Raw genomic sequence first — 19,946 nt, forward strand, 5'->3', positions numbered from 1 at the left:
TACCTCATTGCCTTTGGTCGAAAAAAAAGCCCGCACTGTTTAGGTGCGGGCTTTTTCTTGTGTTTCCTGTACGCGTCAGCCCGCACCGTTACCTGTGGTAATGGTGATGGTTGTAGTAATGGTGATGCTGATGCGTTTCATGATGTTGTGTGCTCTGTAATTATTTATTATCTGTCCTGTATTCTTTTAGGGTTAAAGTATCTGCTGACCTAAGTCAATAAATTTTTAAATTGATCACATTCCGAAACTTGTTCATGAGCGACTGCTTGCCCTTTTACTTTCAACCAATACAGCATGTTGAGCCCACTTGAACCAAGAACAAAACACTACACAGCAAAAATTGTTCGACATTTTATTTTGTGATGTTTTTTTCAATATCATGTAAAAAACGGTGCAACATTGCCGTGTCTCGCTGCCCCAACAGACCCATTCGCTGTTGCAACCAGTCCGTCAGCTTGATGTCGTCAGAAACGTTCAGCGTGGCTAATAAACGCAAAACGCGTGCGCGCAATGCCTGCAGCTGAAGTTCATCCGTCACCTCAACGTTTTTGGCCGGTTGTTGTATTAAACCTGCTAATTGATAGCAATACACCATCACCGCCTGCCCCAAATTGAGTGAAGGATAGTCAGCGACCATCGGTACACCAGTGAGTACATCTGCCAGCGCTAATTCTTCATTGGTCAGCCCCGAATCTTCACGACCAAACACCAGCGCTGCATGTTCCATCCACGTGGATTTCTCCTGTAACAGGGGAACCAGTTCGACCGGGGTGGCGTAATAATGGAACTTCGCCCGGCTACGCGCGGTGGTCGCAACGGTAAAATCAACGTCGTGAAGCGCATCGGCTAACGTTGGAAAAACGTTAATATTATCAATAATGTCGCCCGATCCATGCGCGACCCATCGCGTGGCGGGTTCCAGGTGCGCCTCGCTGTCAACGATACGTAATTGAGTGAATCCCATGGTCTTCATCGCACGGGCAGCCGCACCAATATTTTCCGCTCTGGCAGGGGCAACCAGAATAATTGTTAAACGCATTTCGATACTCTTTTTGGTCAGTCTGCAAGTAATAATGTGACGCACGTCAACATATTACGCAGCGCGAATTTACATTTTTTTAACAGAAGTCACTGAAAAAGGATTTCGCATCCGGTAAAAAATGCTAAACTATTTCCAAACTGTACTATTGCTTTTTATGTTAACAAAAGTTGTATATCCCTCTGTTTATCCATGATAATTTATTTTAAAATGGATCGCATTGGTTGGATTCATTACATTTATTAATTAGCTCGTGCAACTAGTTGTAATATTGCAATTTTGTGATGAAAGCAAACATTTGGATACGTTGATTTCATCAAACTGTTAACGTGCTACAATTGAACTTGATATATGTCAACGAAGCGTAGTTTTATTGGGTGTCCGGCATGTCTTAGCCTGTTATGTTGCTGTTAAAATGGTTAGGATGACAGCCGTTTTTGACACTGTCGGGTCCAGAGGGAAACTACCCACGACCAAGCTAATGATGTTGTTGACGTTGATGGAAAGTGCATCAAGAACGCAATTACGTACTTTAGTCATGTTACGCCGATCATGTTAATTTACGGCATGCATCAGGCAGGTCAGGGACTTTTGTACTTCCTGTTTCGATTTAGTTGGCAATTTAGGTAGCAAACATGCAGACCCCGCACATTCTTATCGTTGAAGACGAGTTAGTAACACGCAACACGTTGAAAAGCATTTTCGAAGCAGAAGGCTATGATGTATTCGAAGCGACAGATGGCGCGGAAATGCATCAGATTCTCTCTGAATATGACATCAACCTTGTGATTATGGATATCAATCTGCCTGGGAAAAATGGCCTCCTGTTAGCGCGCGAACTTCGCGAACAAGCTAACGTTGCGCTGATGTTCCTGACGGGCCGTGATAACGAAGTCGATAAAATTCTCGGCCTCGAAATCGGCGCAGACGATTACATCACCAAGCCGTTTAACCCGCGCGAACTGACTATCCGTGCTCGTAACCTGCTGTCCCGTACCATGAACCTGGGTACTGTCAGCGAAGAACGCCGTAGCGTCGAAAGCTACAAGTTCAACGGCTGGGAGCTGGACATCAACAGCCGCTCTCTGATTGGTCCTGACGGCGAGCAGTATAAACTGCCACGCAGCGAATTCCGTGCAATGCTTCACTTCTGTGAGAATCCGGGCAAAATCCAGTCTCGCGCAGAACTGCTGAAAAAAATGACCGGTCGCGAACTGAAGCCGCATGACCGTACCGTTGACGTGACTATCCGCCGCATTCGTAAACATTTCGAATCTACGCCGGATACGCCAGAAATCATCGCCACCATTCACGGTGAAGGCTACCGTTTCTGCGGCGACCTGCAGGATTAATTCAATCCTTACAGGTAAAAAAACGGCGCGTTATGCGCCGTTTTTCATTTCCCCACCGCCCTATTTCCATAAGCGAAACTCGTCACTCTGCGCAGGCAGAGGCTCCGGAATTTCTGTCGGCTTTGGTTTTGGCTGTGCCAGCGAGTGCCAGTCAAGATGACGCGTCAGGAACATCACGCCACACAACGCGACCAACAGCACGCCGGTTCCCAGCAGTAAAGAGCTGTCCTGTGAACGTAGCAGCACCCACATCACCCCATCCAACCCCAGCAGCGCCACGGTGAATAAAATACTGTTCCGCCGACTCTGTAATATCGCCTGCAGATACACCCCGTTCATTAACGCGCCTACCAGGCTTGCCGTAATCCACGCCGCCGTAAACCCAATGTGCTCAGACAATGCCAGCAGCAGCAGATAAAACATCACCAGCGATAGCCCCACCAGCAGATACTGCATCGGGTGCAGACGCAGGCTGGTCATACTTTCAAGCACGAAGAAAGACATAAAGGTCAGTACAATCAGCAGGATGGCATACTTGGTAGCCCTGTCCGTTAACTGATACTGATCCGCTGGCGTGGCGACGGCAACGCTAAATGCAGGCATTCCCTTCCAGCCAATCTTTTCGCCATCAAAGCGTTCGCCGAGGTTATTCGCGAACCAGCTGCTTTGCCACTGGGCCTTAAATCCTGATTCGCTGATTTCGCGCTTCGCCGGGAGGAAATCCCCCAGAAAGTTGGGATGCGGCCAGTTGCTGGTTAAAGTCATTTCACTGTTACGGCCAACCGGAACAACGGAGAAATCTCCGGTTCCGCTCAAATTCAACGACAGCACCATGCTCAGGTTTTGCTCCGCCCAGCTCGCGTCAGGTAGCGGAATGTGGATCCCTTGAGCTCCTCCATCCAGCCCCGTCCCTGGCTCAACGGCCAGCGATTCCCCATTGACCTGCAGCGCTTGCACCACGCCGATCCCGCGCGCATCCCCCACGCCAACCACGATAAACGGTTTGCCGACGCTGACGTTGGGATGGTTTAAATCACGCAAGCGTTCAGCGTTAAACTCGGCCTTCACCGAGAGGTCATTGTGCCAGACCTGGCCTTCGTAAATACCGATTTTACGCGCTTCAACGTTCTGATTCCCCTCAACCACCAACGACTCCGGCAGCCAGAAATGGATATAGCTGCGCTTACGCTGGATCTGTTTGTCGCCTTCCAGCTCGATATACAGTTCCGTCACCGGGACGGCAATCAGCGGCCCGACCATCTTTTGCGGCCCGCTGGTGCTCTGACGAATAGCATCTTCGACTTCATCACGATAATCCGATCGCTCAACGATTATCTGCCTGACCATCGTCAGTGGAATTAACAGCAGTAATATTGCGCCGCCTAAGGTGACGATTTTCCAAAACAGGGGTGATTTAAACATAGCGTTCTCCTTTGCAATATCAGCAAGGTAGAACAGCTATGTGCGGAGAATTTGAAGTTATGTGAAGTGACGGTGAAGCGTAAACGAGGCCTGGGCGCCGCCCTCTGGTCGGTTAGATAATGTCACCGTACCTTCATGCAGTCGTGCAACTTCACTGACAAACGCCAGCCCCAAACCGCTGCTCTTGTGCCCATTCTCGCGGGGCAGCGAGTAGAAGCGCTCAAAAATACGCGGCAACGCAAAATCAGGGATCCCGCTACCGCTGTCGGTAACCTGCAATGTGACCAGCTCCTCCTGCTGATGCGCACTCAACGTAATCGTCCCGCCCTGTGGCGTGAAGTCGATAGCGTTGTCGAGCAAGTTCCCCAATGCCTGCTCCAGTAACGCGGGATCGGCAGCGACGCTAAGCGATGAAGGCAGAATGGTCAGCGTAATGTTTTTTGCCGCCAGCTGCACGCTACGCGCCTCTTTGAGCTGAGCAAAAAGCGTATCTACTTCCACTGCCGTCAACGTAATGTCCTGTCGATTCTCCAGTCGCGCCTGGCGCAGCAAAGTTTCGACCAGCGCCTGCATACGCGCATTTTGCGTCAGAATATTATCGGTAAAACGCGCTACCACGTTTGGCGGCGGGCCTTCGCGCAATATCTCTGCCGCGCCACGAATGGCCGCCAGCGGACTTTTCAGCTCATGCGTTAACGCGTAGACATACTGCTCAATGTAGTTCTTGCCTTCGAGCTTCAGACGCATACTTTCCAGCGCCTGCGCCAGTTTGCGTAACTCGCTGCTGCCTAAATCAGGCAGTGGGACGGGGCGATTCTCGGTAACGGAGTCGGCATAACGCGCCAGCCGGGCAATGGATCGGTTTATCCACCATACCATCCCGAAGCCAATCACCAGGGCAATGCCCAGCAATACGGCGCTGGCCCACAGCATTCGCCGTTCACTGCGTTTAATCACCGGTGCCATCGCCGCATTTGGTTTGCCGACACTGAGCACGCCGATAATACGCCCACCGTCTACGATCGGCGCGGCAACGTACATCACCGAGCTTTCCGGATCGTTCGGGTTTTGCGGCGTGCTGCGGGCGCCATACTGCCCACGCAGCGTTAACCACACATCGTTCCAGCGGGAGTAGTCCTGACCGACGGCCTGGTTAGCTGAATCAAACAACACCTTGCCCTGCGCGTCCGTCATATAGACATGGTATTCATTACGCACTTTGTTAATGCCGCTGATGTTGGCGTTAAATGGGCGGTTATGCAGCTGCGCAAATGCCTGCGCCAGCTTGCCGTTAGCCGGTGAGTCAGAGAGCACGTCATCACGCGCCAGTGCAGCCAGCAGCGTGGCGGTATCAATTAAAGTACCTTCGGTCGCCCGACGAACGCCTGGCTTAATTTCCTGCACAAAGATCGACAGAACAAACCAGGCGGCGACCGCGACAATCAGAAAATAGCCGAGCAGCAAACGCATGCCAATGCGCATCAGCAATTCCTCAGGCTGTATCCCATACCGCGATGTGTATTGATGGGGGAAAGCTCCGGATTGATAGCCCGCAGCTTGGCGCGCAGCGTTTTGATGTGAGTATCAACCGTTCTGTCAAAGGTATCCTGTGCGTCTGCCCAGACTAAATCCATCAGTTGCTGGCGAGAGTAAATACGTCCCGGCGACATCAGCAATGTTTTCAGCAGCAGGAATTCATAACGCGTCAGGTTCAACGGTATGCTGAACCAGGTAATCTGCGCGGCCAGCTCATTAAGTTCAAAATCCCCACAGCGTGTCATCGATGAAGGCGTGGAGAATTTTTGCACCCGCCGCAGCAGCGTACGCACACGAGCGCACACCTCGCGCGGCGAGAAAGGCTTGGCAACATAGTCATCTGCGCCAATTTCCAGCCCCAACAGGCGATCCACTTCATCGCTGCGCGCGGTCAGAAAGAGGATCGGCAACGCCGGGTGGCGTTCCAGTAAACGTCGGCACAGTTCAAAACCGCTGATATCCGGTAGCCCGACATCCAGAATGATGGCATCAGGGCATTGCTGGCGAGATTTCTCCAGCACGGGAAATCCGCGCTCAAACGCCTCTACGCTAAACCCTTCTTGTTGCAGCATGTAGATAAGCGTATCAGCGATTCCCTGCTCATCCTCAACCAACCAGATCAACGGCTGTTGCATTGTGCTTCCTTGTTATTGCCGCCACGGCATGATGGGTACCGCACTGATGGCATTTTTGGGCGATCCATCGACAACTTTATCTGAATACGCCAGATAGGCCAGCGCATTACGTTTCGCATCGTAAAAACGCACGACCTGTAAAGATTTAAACACCAGCGAGGTACGTTTCTTAAATACCACTTCGCCCTGAGCTTTACCGTTCTTGATTCTGTCGCTCAGTTCTACCGGCCCAACCTGCTGGCAAGAGATAGCGGCATCGGAGGTATCTTCCGCCAGCCCCAGTCCACCTTTGATGCCGCCGGTCTTCGCACGACTCACGTAACAGGTCACATTGGTAACATCCGGATCGTCAAACGCTTCGACCACAATTTTATGATCCGGCCCAAACATTTTGAACACCGTATCGACAGATCCAATCTGCTCCGCATGGGCGACCTGCGCCAACATCAGCAGAATTGAGGAAATGACTAAGCTCTTATATTTCATATTGTTACCATTCTTAAAAGTTGTTCTGCGTAATTATTAAACATTCTAAGATAAAATGTATACAGATCACAGGATTACAATAATCACGCTTTCGTATGTCCGAAAAAAGCACTTATGAGCAAAAAAAACACTGAATGCTAAAACAGCAAAAAATGCTATTATCCTCATACCTGACGTCAGGTACTCGTTGTTGAAAGGATGAGGATATTTTATGGATCAGGCTGGCATTATTCGCGACCTATTAATCTGGCTGGAAGGTCATCTGGATCAGCCTTTGTCGCTTGACAATGTGGCGGCAAAAGCGGGCTATTCCAAGTGGCACCTGCAGAGAATGTTTAAGGACGTGACGGGCCATGCTATTGGCGCCTATATCCGCGCCCGTCGTTTATCGAAATCCGCAGTGGCGCTGCGCCTGACTGCGCGTCCAATTTTGGATATTGCGCTGCAATATCGTTTCGACTCTCAACAAACATTTACTCGCGCATTCAAGAAACAATTTTCGCAGACACCAGCGCTGTATCGCCGTTCACCGGAATGGAGTGCGTTTGGTATTCGCCCGCCAATGCGACTGGGTGAATTTGCGATGCCTGCGCACGAGTTCGTTACGCTGGAAGATACGCAACTGCTCGGCACCACACAAAGCTATTCCTGCTCGCTGGAACAGATTTCAGATTTCCGTCATGAAATGCGTATTCAGTTCTGGCGCGACTTCCTTGCTCAGGCTCCGGCGATCCCGCCAGTGCTGTACGGGCTTAACGAAACGCGTCCGAGCATTGAAAAAGACGACGAACAGGAAGTGTTTTACACCACAGCACTGACGCCGGAACAGGCCAATGGCTATGTGCCGTCGGCGCAGCCTATCCTGTTACAGGGTGGCGAGTACGTGATGTTTACCTACGAAGGGCTGGGAACCGGCGTGCAAGAGTTTATCCTGACGGTTTACGGCACATGCATGCCGATGCTGAACCTGACGCGCCGTAAAGGACAGGATATCGAGCGATACTACCCGGCAGAAGATGCCAAAGCGGGAGATCGCCCGATCAACCTGCGCTGCGAATTCCTGATTCCGATTCGCCGCTAGCGCTGTAGTTCATCCAACGCAGGGGCGTCCAGATGTGAGATGTCCCCTGCAGTTTCAACGACCCATCCCGGCGCCAGCCATAAGCTTTCCTGGTAATCAACGCGAGAAATAGAACAGTTGCGCAGACGCAAGCGACGTTCAGCCCATGCCGGTAATCCCAGAATTGTGCTCACCAGGCAACCCAGCGCGATACCGTGGCTGACAAGCAGTGGACGACTTCCCGGCGGCAGCTCCAGACAGGATGCCAGCGCCGCATTGACGCGATCGCTCAGCTCCTGCATCGATTCCCCTTCCGGAATACGACCATCCACCGTGCCGTTCACCAACTGGCGACGCCAGCCCTCTTCCTCTGGCGTCAGCGTATCGATGTGACGTTTTTCCAGCACCCCCATATTCAGCTCACGCAGACGAGAATCATAGGTGATATCACAGCCGCAGGCCTGGGCGATGATTTCTGCGGTGCGTCGTGTACGACCAAGATCGCTACTGATGACATGCGTAATACCAAACGAGCGGGCGCGTTCTCCCACCTGCATGGCTTGTTGTTCACCTTTAGCGGTTAGTGGGCTGTCTGACTGGCCTTGAATACGTCGCTCGGCGTTCCACTGCGTTTCGCCATGGCGAACAAGGTATACCTGTAACATGCTTTTTTTCCGTTATATACTCGTCATACTTTGAGTAGACTCTGCGATGAATTTTCAAACTGAGCTTAATTATGCACAAGGTTATCTCTGCGACCACCAATCCTGCCAAAATTCAGGCAATTCTGCGGGCATTTGAAGAGATTTTCGGGGAAGGATCCTGCCATATTGAACCCGTCGCCGTCGAGAGTGGCGTGCCGGAACAACCTTTCGGAAACCAGGAAACGCGCACTGGCGCACGAAATCGCGTTGATAACGCTCGCCGCCTGCACCCGCGGGCTGATTTCTGGGTCGCCATTGAAGCAGGAATTGACGATGACGCCACCTTCAGTTGGGTGGTGATTGATAACGGCATTCAGCGCGGTGAAGCCCGTTCAGCCACGCTGCCATTGCCTACTGTCATTCTCGACAGAGTCCGTAAAGGTGAAGCGCTCGGCCCGGTGATGTCGGACTATACAGGTATTGATGAGATTGGCCGTAAAGAAGGCGCAATCGGCGTTTTTACCGCGGGCAAGCTGACGCGCTCAAGCGTCTATCACCAGGCGGTGATTCTGGCGCTCAGCCCGTTTCATAACGCGATATACGATGAGTCATTGTAATTTGTAGGCCTGATAAGCGTAGCGCCATCAGGCAAGCAGCGCGCACCATTGCCGGATGGCGGCTTCGCCTTATCCGGCCTACGAGAGAATCAGACACTTTTTAGCAGTACCTGCTCCAGCCACTGACGCAAATCCACCGGTGCGGATTTGAGGCTGTTCGACCCCCGCGTAATAGTGGCAATCCCCGCCCCGAGCTCGTTTTTAAGCTCACGCTGGCTCATCTCGCCGCGCAGCAGCTCTTCAATGATACGCACACGCGTGCCCAACGCTTCACGCTCATCCGGCGTTAACATCAAATTGAGCAGCGGCAGGTGTAAATCTTGTTCGTAGGCGTGTTTAAGCAGATCGACAAAACGTAACCACTCCTGGTGACGTTGTTCTGCCATCTCTGCTGAATAGGGTGATTGCTGAGTCATAAGATATCGCCATCGTTGCGGGGGAAGCGTGCTTGCTTCCCCCTTTTGTACTCTTTAACGAGTACGATAGCATAACACAATCGACACGATCAGTAACGACGTTGCCATTCTGCGTCGCTCATCAACTCCGGTTTATCGCCGAGGAAATAGCGATAGTACGCATCATAAGCCAGCACATTCTTCACGTAACCACGCGTCTCTGAGAATGGAATACTTTCGACAAACGCCACAGCATCAATGCGGCCAGCGCTATTGCCAAGCCAGGTGCGAACGCGTCCCGGACCGGCGTTATAGGCTGCCGACGCAAAGATGCGGTTATTGCCGAATTGCTGATATACGTACTGCAAATAGCTGGTACCAATGTTGATGTTGGTATCAGGATCCAGTAGCTGGCTCGGACTGCTGTAACCTGGAATCGAGAACATTTTCACCGTATGCGTCGCCGTGCCCGGCATAATCTGCATCAGCCCGCTGGCGCCGACCGGTGATTTCACTTTCGGGTTCCAGGCGCTTTCCTGACGCGCTATCGCCATCGCATAACTTGGCTGAATATCCTTGCCGCTGGTGTAACGGGTAAACAGATCTTTATAGGCCAATGGGAAGCGCTCTTCCAGATGATCCCACAGCTTACCGGCGATCGTCGCCTGAACGCTCAGATCCCACCAGTGATTGTTGAACGCGTAACGCGCCAACTGAGCCTGCTCGGACTTGGTACGGCTGGTAACCAGATTCGCCCATTCACTGCGCGCGGTATTATCCATGTTCCAGTACATTAGCTCGCGTACACGTGCCATTTCTGGCCCCTGAGTCAGCGCAGAATCAACGTTCGCTGGCGCTTTATCCACTTTCAGCTCGTACTCTTCGCCCAGGCGCTGTGCCGCCACCATCGGATAGAAACCACGCTGCTGCATGAGCTGGTGCAGGATCTCTTTGGCTTCCGCATCACGTCCGCGCTCCAGCAGCAGATCAGCCTGCCAGTAGCGCCACTCGTCTTTTTCTTTTGCTTCCATTGGCAGACGTGCCAGCCAGGTATTCAGGCCACGACGATCGCCGGTTCCCAGCGCCATGCGCACGCGACGCTCCACAAGCGAGGTGGAATTGGAGCGCATAATCGCATCATCACGCCATTTGGCCTGCTCGTCGGTGACGTCATTGCCCATCAGGCGCCAGGCAACAATGTCGCGCAGCTCCTGGGTTTGCTCGTCATTAAGCTGTTGCGCCTGCACCAGGGACGGGATCATCAGGCGGGCGTTTTCCACATCCTGACGCGCCACGCTGGCAAAGGCGACCGCCGCCATCTGTCGGGTGAAATCCGTGGCGCCGGTGGTACGTGCAAAAGTCATCACCGAATTCGGATCGTTGGCCAGCGAGATGATCGCAGAGGCAATGGTTTGGTATTGCGCGGGCATCTGCCCGGCCAGCGCCGTCACCAGACCGGTATTCCCGGCTTTCATCGCCAGACGAATACGCTCCAGATACGCCAGCGGATCCTGAGTGCCTGAGGCGCGCCATACGCCAAATAATTTGTCACAGGCATTCGGCTGACTTTTCCCGGTCAACCACAGCTCTTTCGCGCCCTGCCAGGCTTCTTCGGTTTGCCCGGTACTCCATTTCGCGAAGTAATAGTTACATTGCGCTTCCGTGGTACCCGGTTTTTCCGGGCTGAACGCCAGCAGTCCGCGCCAGTCTTCGCGGCGCGCCAGTTCATTCACGAAACGCGATTGCAGCGTACGCGCAGGGGGCAGTGTCGGATTGGCACGCACAAAATTGGTAACGGTAATGGTGGGCTGATTCATCAGATCGTCAGTGATCTGACGATATTCCAGATACGGGTACAGAGGATAGTTCTTCAGGCCGGGCATCATCTGCTCTACGACATCCATCTGTCGGTTGTCCCAGGCTTGCTTGATTTGCGCATAACGATTGCGCTGCTCATCCAGGGAGTCGGCTCGCGCCACCTGACTGACCGTCAGCAGACATACGCTGGCTGCCAGCAGGCGCCAGGTAAATTGATTGGCTTTGTCCACAAGCTCTTCCTCTTCTCATGTTACGTCTGTGCAGCATCATGCCGCTTAATTAATTCATGCTAACCAGACATTGCAGAATGCGCTACGTCACGGACACTTTTTTACTTTTGTTGCGAGTGGGATCTGCTGGCTGGGATTGGGCAATGAAAAAGGCTACACTTCGCCTTTGATAACTATTTACCAATAATTAGCCCTAAATAATTCAAGTTGCAGCAAGGCGGCGAGGAAGTGAATCCCCTGAGCGTACAAAAGTACGTGACTGGGGTGAACGACACAGCCAACGCATCTGCGGCTTGAAGTATGACGGGATAAACATAGAGGCGAGTCCAACGTGGCCCAATTCGTTTATACCATGCATCGTGTCGGCAAGGTCGTTCCGCCGAAACGTCATATTCTTAAAAACATCTCACTGAGCTTCTTCCCTGGCGCCAAAATCGGTGTTCTCGGTCTGAACGGTGCGGGTAAATCTACCCTGCTGCGCATCATGGCCGGTATTGATACCGATATCGAAGGTGAAGCTCGCCCACAGCCAGGCATTAAAATCGGTTACCTGCCGCAGGAACCAAAACTGAACCCGGAACATACCGTTCGTGAATCCGTTGAAGAAGCGGTTGCCGAAGTGGTTAGTGCACTGAAAGGTCTGGATGAAGTTTACGCCAAGTACGCCGAGCCGGACGCCGACTTCGATAAACTGGCCGCACAACAGGGCAAGTTTGAAGAAATTATCCAGGCGCACGACGGCCATAACCTGAACGTGCAGCTTGAGCGTGCCGCTGACGCCCTGCGTCTGCCGGACTGGGACGCTAAAATTGAGAATCTCTCCGGTGGTGAACGCCGCCGCGTTGCGCTGTGCCGCCTGCTGCTGGAAAAACCAGACATGCTGCTGCTCGACGAACCGACCAACCACCTGGATGCGGAATCCGTCGCGTGGCTGGAACGCTTCCTGCACGATTTCGAAGGTACCGTAGTGGCGATTACCCACGACCGTTACTTCCTCGACAACGTTGCGGGCTGGATCCTGGAGCTGGACCGTGGTGAAGGTATTCCGTGGGAAGGTAACTACTCTTCCTGGCTGGAGCAGAAAGATCAGCGTCTGGCCCAGGAAGCTTCTCAGGAAGCGGCTCGCCGTAAATCCATTGAGAAAGAGCTGGAGTGGGTGCGTCAGGGCGCTAAAGGTCGTCAGTCTAAGGGTAAAGCCCGTCTGGCACGCTTTGAAGAGCTGAACAACACCGAATACCAGAAACGTAACGAAACCAACGAACTGTTTATTCCACCTGGAGCACGTCTGGGCGATAAAGTCGTTGAAGTCACCAATCTGCGTAAATCCTACGGCGATCGCGTTCTGATCGACGATCTGACTTTCTCCGTACCGAAAGGCGCAATTGTCGGCATCATCGGTCCGAACGGCGCGGGTAAATCTACACTGTTCCGTATGATGTCCGGTCAGGAACAGCCTGACAGCGGCACCATCACGCTGGGTGAAACCGTCAAACTGGCCTCCGTTGACCAGTTCCGTGACGCCATGGACAACAGCAAAACCGTGTGGGAAGAAGTTTCCGGCGGGCTGGATATCATGCGAATCGGCAACACCGAGATGCCAAGCCGTGCCTACGTGGGCCGCTTCAACTTCAAAGGTGTGGATCAGGGCAAACGCGTCGGCGAGCTGTCCGGTGGTGAGCGTGGTCGTCTGCACCTGGCGAAGCTGCTGCAGGTTGGCGGCAACATGCTGCTACTCGATGAACCAACCAACGACCTGGATATCGAAACCCTGCGCGCGCTGGAAAACGCCCTGCTGGAATTCCCGGGCTGCGCGATGGTTATCTCGCACGACCGTTGGTTCCTCGACCGTATCGCCACCCACATTCTGGATTACCAGGATGAAGGTAAGGTTGAGTTCTTCGAAGGTAACTTTACCGAATACGAAGAGTACAAGAAACGTACGCTGGGCGCCGATGCGCTGGAGCCGAAACGTATTAAGTACAAGCGTATTTCTAAGTAATTAGCGTTAAGTGCCGGATGGCGGCTTTACGCCTTATCCGGCCTACGAGGTTAGTGCGACTTGTAGGCCGAATAAGCGCAGCGCATCCGGCATTAAAACCTACCTCTGCTCGCCCATCAACTCTTTCACCAACTCCACGCAGCGCAGGAAGCGACCGTCGTAGTCAGGCTCCTGAACGTGCACGAAATTGATATTGTTTTCCTGCAGCATCTCGACCAGCAGCGTCTGAAACGCTTTTCTGTCAACTGAGCTTCCAAGGCTGCGTAAGCCATCCGCCACCCACGGGGTGTTGTTTTCCAACAGGATCACCAGGTCGAAGCGATACTCATCAATAAGCGCTTGCACAAACGGGTGTTCACGCCCTTCATACTTTTTACAGAAGGCCTGAGTGGTCACGAAATCGGTGTCGATGAACGCCACTTTATTGGCGTACTTAACAGCAAAATCAATGTATTGCGCTTGTCCTAAGGCGATTTTATCGTAGTCAGAATACTGCAACGCCATCTCATCGCCGCCCAAATGGGAGAAGACATAATCACGCCCGTATTCCCACGCACTGGTGGTATTAAAAATATTGGCGAGCTTGTTCACCAGCGTCGATTTACCGCTCGACTCCCCGCCGAGGATCGCCACGGTGCGCACGAAAAACGGCTTCACTTCGGTCGGAATATACTCCCAGTAGCGAAACGGGTTTTCACGGATTTGCCCGCCGCTGATGCTCATGAACGTCCGCTTAGGATCCACCAGCACGGTTTCGATCCCCAGATGTTCGAGATACTGCGGGGCATCTGATTCTTCAGAGGTGTAGATCCAGTTTGGCTGGATCCCTTTCTCCTGCATAAACCTTTTGATCCCGTTGCTCCACACGTCCCAGCCGTGCGGATACGGCTCCATGCCTTCTTCGTTGAAGGCATGAATACGGATATTTTTCTGATACTTAAAGGTTTGCAGCAGCCAGCGTAAACGATCGGGCACCGTAGGCTGTTGTGACATGGCACTGTCTTCAAACAGGCTGCGATCGCGCGTGTCGTCATAGCCCATGATGATATGCAGTTCATCGACCTGGCTACAGGCGCGCTGGATAAGATAGATATGGCCGGTGTGCAGCGGATAAAACTTGCCGAATACCACACCGATATTTTTCTGCTGGCGCGGAAACTCCAGACCGAGAAAGCGGTGCAACGCCTCCAGCTTCTGCGCGCTGGGGCTTTTGATTTTGGCATTCAGCAGTTGGCTTAGGTATCCCTTGGTCATGCCACTGGCATCCGCCACCTGTTGCAGGGTACAGCCCTTTTGCTTTATGGCGGTTTTCAGATATTCAAATGACACAAGAGCCTCCTGCTGGAAAAATCGCGTAACACTGCCTGATGGCGCTTCGCTTATCAGGCCTACAAAATCAGTATGTACGGGTATTTGATTATAGGTCGTCAAACACGCTTAACGCATCCGCAAGCTTCTTAACGCCAAAGACCTGCATGCCTTCCGGTACTTTTTTCGGTACGTTAGCGGCAGGGACAATCGCCCGGCGAAAGCCGTGCTTCGCCGCTTCCGAAATACGCTCCTGCCCGCTGGGTACCGGACGGATTTCGCCCGCCAACCCCACTTCGCCAAAGACCACTAAATCCTGTGGCAGCGGTCTGTCACGCAGGCTGGAGACCATTGCCAGCAGCAACGCCAGGTCGGCGCTGGTTTCGGTGACTTTTACGCCGCCGACTACGTTAACAAACACGTCCTGATCCGCCATCTGCAAGCCACCGTGACGATGCAGCACCGCCAGCAGAATCGCCAGACGGTTCTGTTCCAGACCGACCGCCACGCGACGCGGGTTCGCCATCATTGAGTGATCGACCAGCGCCTGAATCTCTACCAGCAGCGGGCGCGTACCTTCCCAGACCACCATCACCGAACTGCCGGAGGTGACCTCATCGCCACGGCTTAAGAAGATAGCGGAAGGGTTGCTGACTTCACGCAGGCCCTGTTCGGTCATAGCAAAGACGCCCAGTTCGTTCACCGCGCCAAAGCGGTTTTTATGGCTACGCAGAGTACGGAAACGGGAATCGGCGTCACCGTCGAGCAGTACCGAACAGTCAATACAGTGTTCGAGCACCTTCGGCCCGGCCAGCGAGCCGTCTTTGGTGACGTGGCCGACCATGACAATCGCCACGCCGCGCGTTTTGGCAAAGCGCGTCAGGTAAGCCGCCGTTTCACGCACCTGCGCCACGCTGCCCGGCGAAGACTGAATATCCGCCATGTGCATTACCTGAATGGAGTCGATCACCATCAGCTTCGGCTGTTCTTCTTCGGCAATCAGGCAAATTTGTTCGATACTGGTTTCCGACAGCATATTCAGATTCGCTGTCGGCAAACCGAGCCGGTGCGCACGCATCGCCACCTGCTGCAGTGACTCTTCGCCTGTAACGTACAGGGTTTTCATCTGCTCAGCGAGCTTGCACAGCGTTTGCAGCAGCAGCGTTGATTTCCCCGCGCCGGGGTTACCGCCAATCAGAATAGCGCTGCCGGGTACCACACCACCGCCCAGCACGCGGTCAAACTCTTTAAATCCAGTGGAAAAACGCGGCAGTTCTTCAAGGCTGATGTCAGACAGCTTCTGCACTTTTGCCACGCCCGCATTCCCGGCATAGCCACTGAGCCGCTCGTTACGCGCCACCGTTGGCGATGCGGCAAGGCGCACCTCGGTAATGGTATTCCAGGCCTGACAGGCGCTGCATTGCCCCTGCCAGCGCGGGTAATCGGCCCCGCATTCATTACAAACAAAGGCGCGTTTTGGAGCTTTGGCCACGTTTTACCTCTTTCGTTAACGCTTTTGCCGGATGGCGCAGGCGCTTATCCGGCATACGGACACCCTGCCATCAGGCAATTTAATCATTTCTGGTTCATGCTGCCGGAGAGAATGCAGAACACGCCCATCAGGTCAGCGTGGCGGATAGTAATCTCCGTCTTTTCATTCACTTTCGGTTTAGCATGATACGCAATACCCAGCCCGGCCGTTTTGATCATCGGCAGATCGTTAGCACCGTCGCCGATCGCCACCGTCTGCGCCATCGGGATCTCATATTCTTGTGCCAGGCGGGTCAGGGTATTGGCTTTGTACTGGGCATCGACGATATCGCCGATCACGTTGCCGGTAAATTTGCCGTCCATGATCTCCAGCTCGTTTGCCACAGCCGCCGTCAGACGCAGTTTATTACGCAGGTAATCGGCAAAGAAGGTAAAGCCGCCAGAGGCAATAGCCACTTTCCAGCCGAGCGTCTCCAGTTTTAACACCAGTTGTGTCAGGCCTGGCATCAGCGGTAGCGTTTCGCGCACCTGGTGCAGAATATTGGCATCAGCACCCTTCAGCGTCGCCACGCGACTACGCAGGCTGGCGGTAAAGTCCAGTTCGCCGCGCATTGCGCGTTCCGTGACTTCCGCAACCATCTCACCGGTTCCAGCCAGTTTAGCAATTTCATCAATGCATTCGATCTGGATTGCCGTTGAGTCCATGTCCATCACCAGTAAACCCGGTGTGCGCAGATGCGGAATTTTGCCTAACGGGGCAACATCCAGTTTGGCATCATGCGCCAGTTTTGCCGCGCGCGGCGTTAACGAACCCGCCAGGCGAATCACCTGATAATCCTCGACGCACCAGGCAGCAACAATCACCATCGCTGCACCCAGTTTGCTCTGGTATTGCGTTAAACGTTGTTTATCCAGCCCACGACCGTACAGCAGCCAGCCACTGCGGCCCGCGTGGTAGTCCAGCGGCATGACTTCATCGCCACTTAAAGAGAGAGGCAGACCTGGCCACAGAGAAACATCTTCAGGTAGATCGCACCAGGTTATGTTAGGCATTAAAGCTCCTGTAAAATCGTTCGGGTCGGAATCATCAGGGGAAAATAACGCATGAGGCTACCCTGTAACCAGCGCTTCTGGCAACATTAAGTCTCAAATTTTCAGCAGGTGGAATATGGCTCGCGCAAAACTGAAATTCCGACTTCATCGTGCAGTGATTGTATTGTTCTGTCTTGCGCTGCTCGTCGCCCTGATGCAGGGCGCATCCTGGTTTAGTCAAAGTCACCAGCAGCAGCGTAATCCGCAGCTCGAAGAGCTGGCCCGTACGCTGGCCCGCCAGGTGGCGCTAAATGTTGCTCCGCTAATGCGTACCGAAACGCCGGATGAAAAACGCATCAAAGCGGTACTCACACAGTTGACGGAAAGTAGCCGTATTCTGGACGCTGGCGTATACGATGAACAGGGAGACCTGATTACGCGCACCGGCGAGAGCGTCAACGTTCGTGACCGACTGGCGCTCGACGGCAAAAAAGCCGGGGGTTATTTTAACCAGCAGATTGTCGAACCCATTCAGGGGAAAAATGGTCCGCTGGGCTATTTGCGTCTGACGCTGGATACCCACACCCTCGCCACCGAGGCGAAGCAGGTAGATAACACCACCAATATCTTACGCCTGATGCTGCTGCTGGCGCTGGCGATTGGCGTCGTGCTCACCCGTACCTTATTGCAAGGCAAGCGTACCCGCTGGCAGCAATCCCCTTTCCTGTTGACCGCCAACAAACCGGTGCAGGAAGAAGACAACGAGAAAAAAGAGTAAAAGCAGTAAAAACTGTAAAACAGAAGGGAAATCAACCATGACTACACTACGCCTGCTTATCTCAGACTCTTATGATCCGTGGTTTAACCTCGCGGTCGAAGAGTGCATTTTTCGCCAGATGCCCGCCACGCAGCGCGTCCTGTTCTTGTGGCGTAACGCCGATACGGTGGTGATTGGCCGGGCGCAAAATCCGTGGAAAGAGTGTAATACCCGCCGTATGGAGGAAGACAACGTGCGGCTCGCCCGCCGTAGCAGCGGCGGCGGCGCGGTGTTCCATGACTTAGGTAATACCTGCTTTACCTTTATGGCCGGTAAACCGGAGTACGACAAAACCATTTCCACCGCGATTGTCCTCAACGCATTGAATTCTCTGGGAGTGACGGCGGACGCCTCCGGGCGTAACGATCTGGTTGTGAAAACGCCAGACGGCGATCGCAAGGTTTCAGGCTCTGCTTATCGGGAAACGAAAGATCGCGGCTTCCACCACGGCACGCTGCTGCTAAATGCCGATCTCAGCCGCCTGGCAAATTATCTCAATCCCGACAAAAAGAAACTCGCGGCAAAGGGGATCACCTCTGTCCGCTCACGGGTGGCGAATTTGACGGAGCTGTTACCGGGCATCACCCATGAACAGGTCTGTCAGGCCATCACGGAAGCCTTTTTTGCTCATTATGGCGAACGCGTTGAAGCGGAAGTGATCTCACCAGATAAAACGCCGGACCTGCCAAATTTTGCCGAAACCTTTGCCCGCCAGAGCAGTTGGGAATGGAATTTTGGTCAGGCACCTGCTTTCTCGCATCTGCTGGACGAGCGTTTCACCTGGGGTGGCGTTGAGCTGCATTTCGACGTCGAAAAAGGTCATATCACGCGCACACAGGTGTTTACCGACAGTCTCAATCCCGCGCCGTTAGAAGCGCTGGCGGAGCGGCTACAGGGCTGCCAGTATCGCGCCGATGTTTTACAGCAGACTTGCGAAGCGCTGGTTACGGAATATCCGGATCAGGAAAACGAGCTGCGTGAACTGGCGGCGTGGGTGGCGAAGGCCGTGCGTTAAGCGATTAGTGGCGAATTGCCGGATGGCGGCTGCGCCTTATCCGGCCTACAAGACCGCTCCTGTACGCCTGATAAGCGAAGCGCCATCAGGCATTAATAGCGGCATTCCCATAGGCCCGGCCAGCGCAGCGCCACCGGGCCATAACAACCCTTACTCTTTATCGCCCAGCAGAACGGATTCCAGCGCGATTTTGATCATGTCGTTGAAGGTCGTCTGACGTTCAGCGGCAGTGGTCTGCTCGTGAGTACGGATATGGTCGGAAACGGTGCAGATGGTCAGCGCTTTTGCACCAAATTCCGCAGCAACACCGTAGATGCCCGCCGCTTCCATTTCCACGCCCAGCACGCCGTATTTTTCCATCACGTCGAACATTTCACCGTCCGGAGAGTAGAACAGGTCAGCAGAGAACAGGTTGCCCACGCGCGCGTCTACACCCAGTGCTTTTGCCGCATCAACCGCGTTACGCACCATGTCGAAGTCAGCAATAGCAGCGAAGTCATGATCTTTAAAACGGATACGGTTAACTTTGGAGTCGGTGCAAGCGCCCATACCGATAACCACGTCACGCAGTTTAACGTCCATACGCACAGCGCCGCAGGAGCCTACGCGAATGATTTTCTTCACGCCGAAATCGGTGATCAGCTCTTTGGTGTAGATGGAGCAGGACGGGATACCCATACCGTGACCCATAACGGAGATCTTACGGCCTTTGTAAGTACCGGTAAAACCTAACATGCCGCGAACGTTGTTCACTTCACGAACATCTTCGAGGAAAGTTTCAGCAATATGCTTTGCACGCAGCGGGTCGCCCGGCATCAATACGACGTCAGCGAAATCACCCATTTCTGCATTAATATGTGGAGTTGCCATTTTTTGTCCTTATTTCGTTGTTATTGCCTGATGGCGGCTACGCCTTATCAGGCCTACAAAACGTATGCAAAACAGTGAAATACCCTAAGGATTTCGCGTTGTAGGAAGGCGACGAATTCGTGAATCCCCGGGAGCATAGATTCACTATGTGACCGGGGTGAGCGAATGAAGTCAACGCAT

20 protein-coding genes and 1 other annotated feature are annotated in these 19,946 nt (G+C 53.4%); of the genes, 6 read left to right on the plus strand and 14 right to left on the minus strand.

Annotated elements, in window-relative coordinates; translation table 11 throughout:
• Positions 1 to 19 precede the first annotated feature (19 nt).
• Positions 20 to 146 (minus strand) — a sequence feature (Thr leader region).
• The 3 genes from thrL to yjjY all read right to left on the minus strand — a co-directional run bounded on the left by thrL (position 76) and on the right by yjjY (position 1,579).
• The gene (gene thrL, locus OGX97_RS04715) at positions 76 to 141 is read right to left on the minus strand and encodes a thr operon leader peptide (RefSeq protein WP_032337689.1); all 66 of its coding nucleotides are present in this window, start codon (positions 139 to 141) and stop codon (positions 76 to 78) included. Its footprint overlaps the feature before it by 66 nt.
• A gap of 206 nt (positions 147 to 352) precedes the next feature.
• Positions 353 to 1,039: a tRNA/rRNA methyltransferase gene (locus OGX97_RS04720; protein ID WP_003829762.1), complete on the minus strand. Its 687-nt coding sequence runs from the start codon at positions 1,037 to 1,039 to the stop codon at positions 353 to 355.
• Positions 1,040 to 1,438: 399 nt separating this feature from the next.
• Positions 1,439 to 1,579 carry a protein YjjY gene (yjjY, locus tag OGX97_RS04725; protein WP_042998021.1) on the minus strand — a complete coding sequence of 47 codons (141 nt, stop codon included), beginning with the start codon at positions 1,577 to 1,579 and terminating at the stop codon, positions 1,439 to 1,441.
• 95 nt (positions 1,580 to 1,674) lie between these two features.
• Here yjjY and arcA point away from each other — a divergent pair, with 95 nt between their 5' ends.
• The gene (arcA, locus tag OGX97_RS04730; protein ID WP_001194359.1) at positions 1,675 to 2,391 is read left to right on the plus strand and encodes a two-component system response regulator ArcA; all 717 of its coding nucleotides are present in this window, start codon (positions 1,675 to 1,677) and stop codon (positions 2,389 to 2,391) included.
• Between the two features lie 60 nt (positions 2,392 to 2,451).
• Here arcA and creD read toward each other — a convergent pair whose 3' ends face one another.
• Genes creD through creA form a run of 4 tightly spaced genes read right to left on the minus strand, consistent with a single transcriptional unit; the run spans position 2,452 to position 6,470 of the window.
• Entirely contained in the window at positions 2,452 to 3,813 is a 1,362-nt protein-coding gene (creD, locus tag OGX97_RS04735; RefSeq protein ID WP_235125497.1) for a cell envelope integrity protein CreD, read from the minus strand.
• 57 nt (positions 3,814 to 3,870) lie between these two features.
• Positions 3,871 to 5,295, minus strand: a complete 1,425-nt coding sequence (creC, locus tag OGX97_RS04740) for a two-component system sensor histidine kinase CreC (RefSeq protein WP_048214983.1) — start codon at positions 5,293 to 5,295, stop codon at positions 3,871 to 3,873.
• Positions 5,295 to 5,984, minus strand: coding sequence for a two-component system response regulator CreB (gene creB / locus OGX97_RS04745; protein WP_008786140.1), 690 nt, complete (start codon positions 5,982 to 5,984; stop codon positions 5,295 to 5,297). Before creB ends, creC begins: the two co-directional genes overlap by 1 nt.
• A 12-nt stretch (positions 5,985 to 5,996) precedes the next feature.
• A complete protein-coding gene (gene creA / locus OGX97_RS04750; protein ID WP_003018998.1) occupies positions 5,997 to 6,470 on the minus strand; it encodes a protein CreA in 474 nt (157 codons plus the stop codon).
• A 211-nt stretch (positions 6,471 to 6,681) separates the two neighbouring features.
• On the opposite strand from creA, the gene robA reads away from it, so the two are divergent.
• Positions 6,682 to 7,551: an MDR efflux pump AcrAB transcriptional activator RobA gene (gene robA, locus OGX97_RS04755; RefSeq protein WP_048214985.1), complete on the plus strand. Its 870-nt coding sequence runs from the start codon at positions 6,682 to 6,684 to the stop codon at positions 7,549 to 7,551.
• Here the strand turns inward: robA and gpmB are convergent.
• Positions 7,548 to 8,195, minus strand: a complete 648-nt coding sequence (gene gpmB / locus OGX97_RS04760) for a 2,3-diphosphoglycerate-dependent phosphoglycerate mutase GpmB (protein ID WP_003019006.1) — start codon at positions 8,193 to 8,195, stop codon at positions 7,548 to 7,550. The two genes, robA and gpmB, sit on opposite strands and share 4 nt — an antisense overlap.
• A gap of 71 nt (positions 8,196 to 8,266) precedes the next feature.
• Between gpmB and yjjX the strand changes: the two genes are divergently transcribed.
• A complete protein-coding gene (gene yjjX, locus OGX97_RS04765; RefSeq protein WP_191215188.1) occupies positions 8,267 to 8,791 on the plus strand; it encodes an inosine/xanthosine triphosphatase in 525 nt (174 codons plus the stop codon).
• A gap of 89 nt (positions 8,792 to 8,880) precedes the next feature.
• On the opposite strand, the gene trpR is transcribed toward yjjX, so the two are convergent.
• Positions 8,881 to 9,207, minus strand: a complete 327-nt coding sequence (trpR, locus tag OGX97_RS04770) for a trp operon repressor (RefSeq protein WP_032934222.1) — start codon at positions 9,205 to 9,207, stop codon at positions 8,881 to 8,883.
• An 89-nt stretch (positions 9,208 to 9,296) separates the two neighbouring features.
• Positions 9,297 to 11,234 (minus strand): murein transglycosylase, encoded by a 1,938-nt coding sequence (sltY, locus tag OGX97_RS04775; RefSeq protein WP_057067007.1) that lies wholly within the window; start codon positions 11,232 to 11,234, stop codon positions 9,297 to 9,299.
• Between the two features lie 331 nt (positions 11,235 to 11,565).
• Between sltY and ettA the strand changes: the two genes are divergently transcribed.
• Positions 11,566 to 13,233, plus strand: a complete 1,668-nt coding sequence (gene ettA, locus OGX97_RS04780; protein WP_032942320.1) for an energy-dependent translational throttle protein EttA — start codon at positions 11,566 to 11,568, stop codon at positions 13,231 to 13,233.
• Between the two features lie 99 nt (positions 13,234 to 13,332).
• Here ettA and nadR read toward each other — a convergent pair whose 3' ends face one another.
• From nadR to serB, 3 genes are all read right to left on the minus strand, one after another.
• Positions 13,333 to 14,562, minus strand: a complete 1,230-nt coding sequence (nadR, locus tag OGX97_RS04785; protein ID WP_032942319.1) for a multifunctional transcriptional regulator/nicotinamide-nucleotide adenylyltransferase/ribosylnicotinamide kinase NadR — start codon at positions 14,560 to 14,562, stop codon at positions 13,333 to 13,335.
• Between the two features lie 88 nt (positions 14,563 to 14,650).
• Positions 14,651 to 16,033 (minus strand): DNA repair protein RadA, encoded by a 1,383-nt coding sequence (gene radA / locus OGX97_RS04790; RefSeq protein ID WP_003829944.1) that lies wholly within the window; start codon positions 16,031 to 16,033, stop codon positions 14,651 to 14,653.
• 83 nt (positions 16,034 to 16,116) lie between these two features.
• Entirely contained in the window at positions 16,117 to 17,085 is a 969-nt protein-coding gene (gene serB / locus OGX97_RS04795) for a phosphoserine phosphatase (RefSeq protein ID WP_003829946.1), read from the minus strand.
• Positions 17,086 to 17,200: 115 nt separating this feature from the next.
• Here serB and OGX97_RS04800 point away from each other — a divergent pair, with 115 nt between their 5' ends.
• Positions 17,201 to 17,842 (plus strand): YtjB family periplasmic protein, encoded by a 642-nt coding sequence (locus OGX97_RS04800; RefSeq protein ID WP_003829948.1) that lies wholly within the window; start codon positions 17,201 to 17,203, stop codon positions 17,840 to 17,842.
• A gap of 37 nt (positions 17,843 to 17,879) precedes the next feature.
• A complete protein-coding gene (lplA, locus tag OGX97_RS04805) occupies positions 17,880 to 18,896 on the plus strand; it encodes a lipoate--protein ligase LplA (protein ID WP_111466146.1) in 1,017 nt (338 codons plus the stop codon).
• Between the two features lie 150 nt (positions 18,897 to 19,046).
• On the opposite strand, the gene deoD is transcribed toward lplA, so the two are convergent.
• A complete protein-coding gene (deoD, locus tag OGX97_RS04810; protein WP_000224864.1) occupies positions 19,047 to 19,766 on the minus strand; it encodes a purine-nucleoside phosphorylase in 720 nt (239 codons plus the stop codon).
• Positions 19,767 to 19,946 lie beyond the last annotated feature (180 nt).

Origin of the sequence: Citrobacter sp. Cpo061 (assembly GCF_030332845.1) — a bacterium.
Taxonomy (GTDB): Bacteria; Pseudomonadota; Gammaproteobacteria; order Enterobacterales; family Enterobacteriaceae; genus Citrobacter; species Citrobacter portucalensis.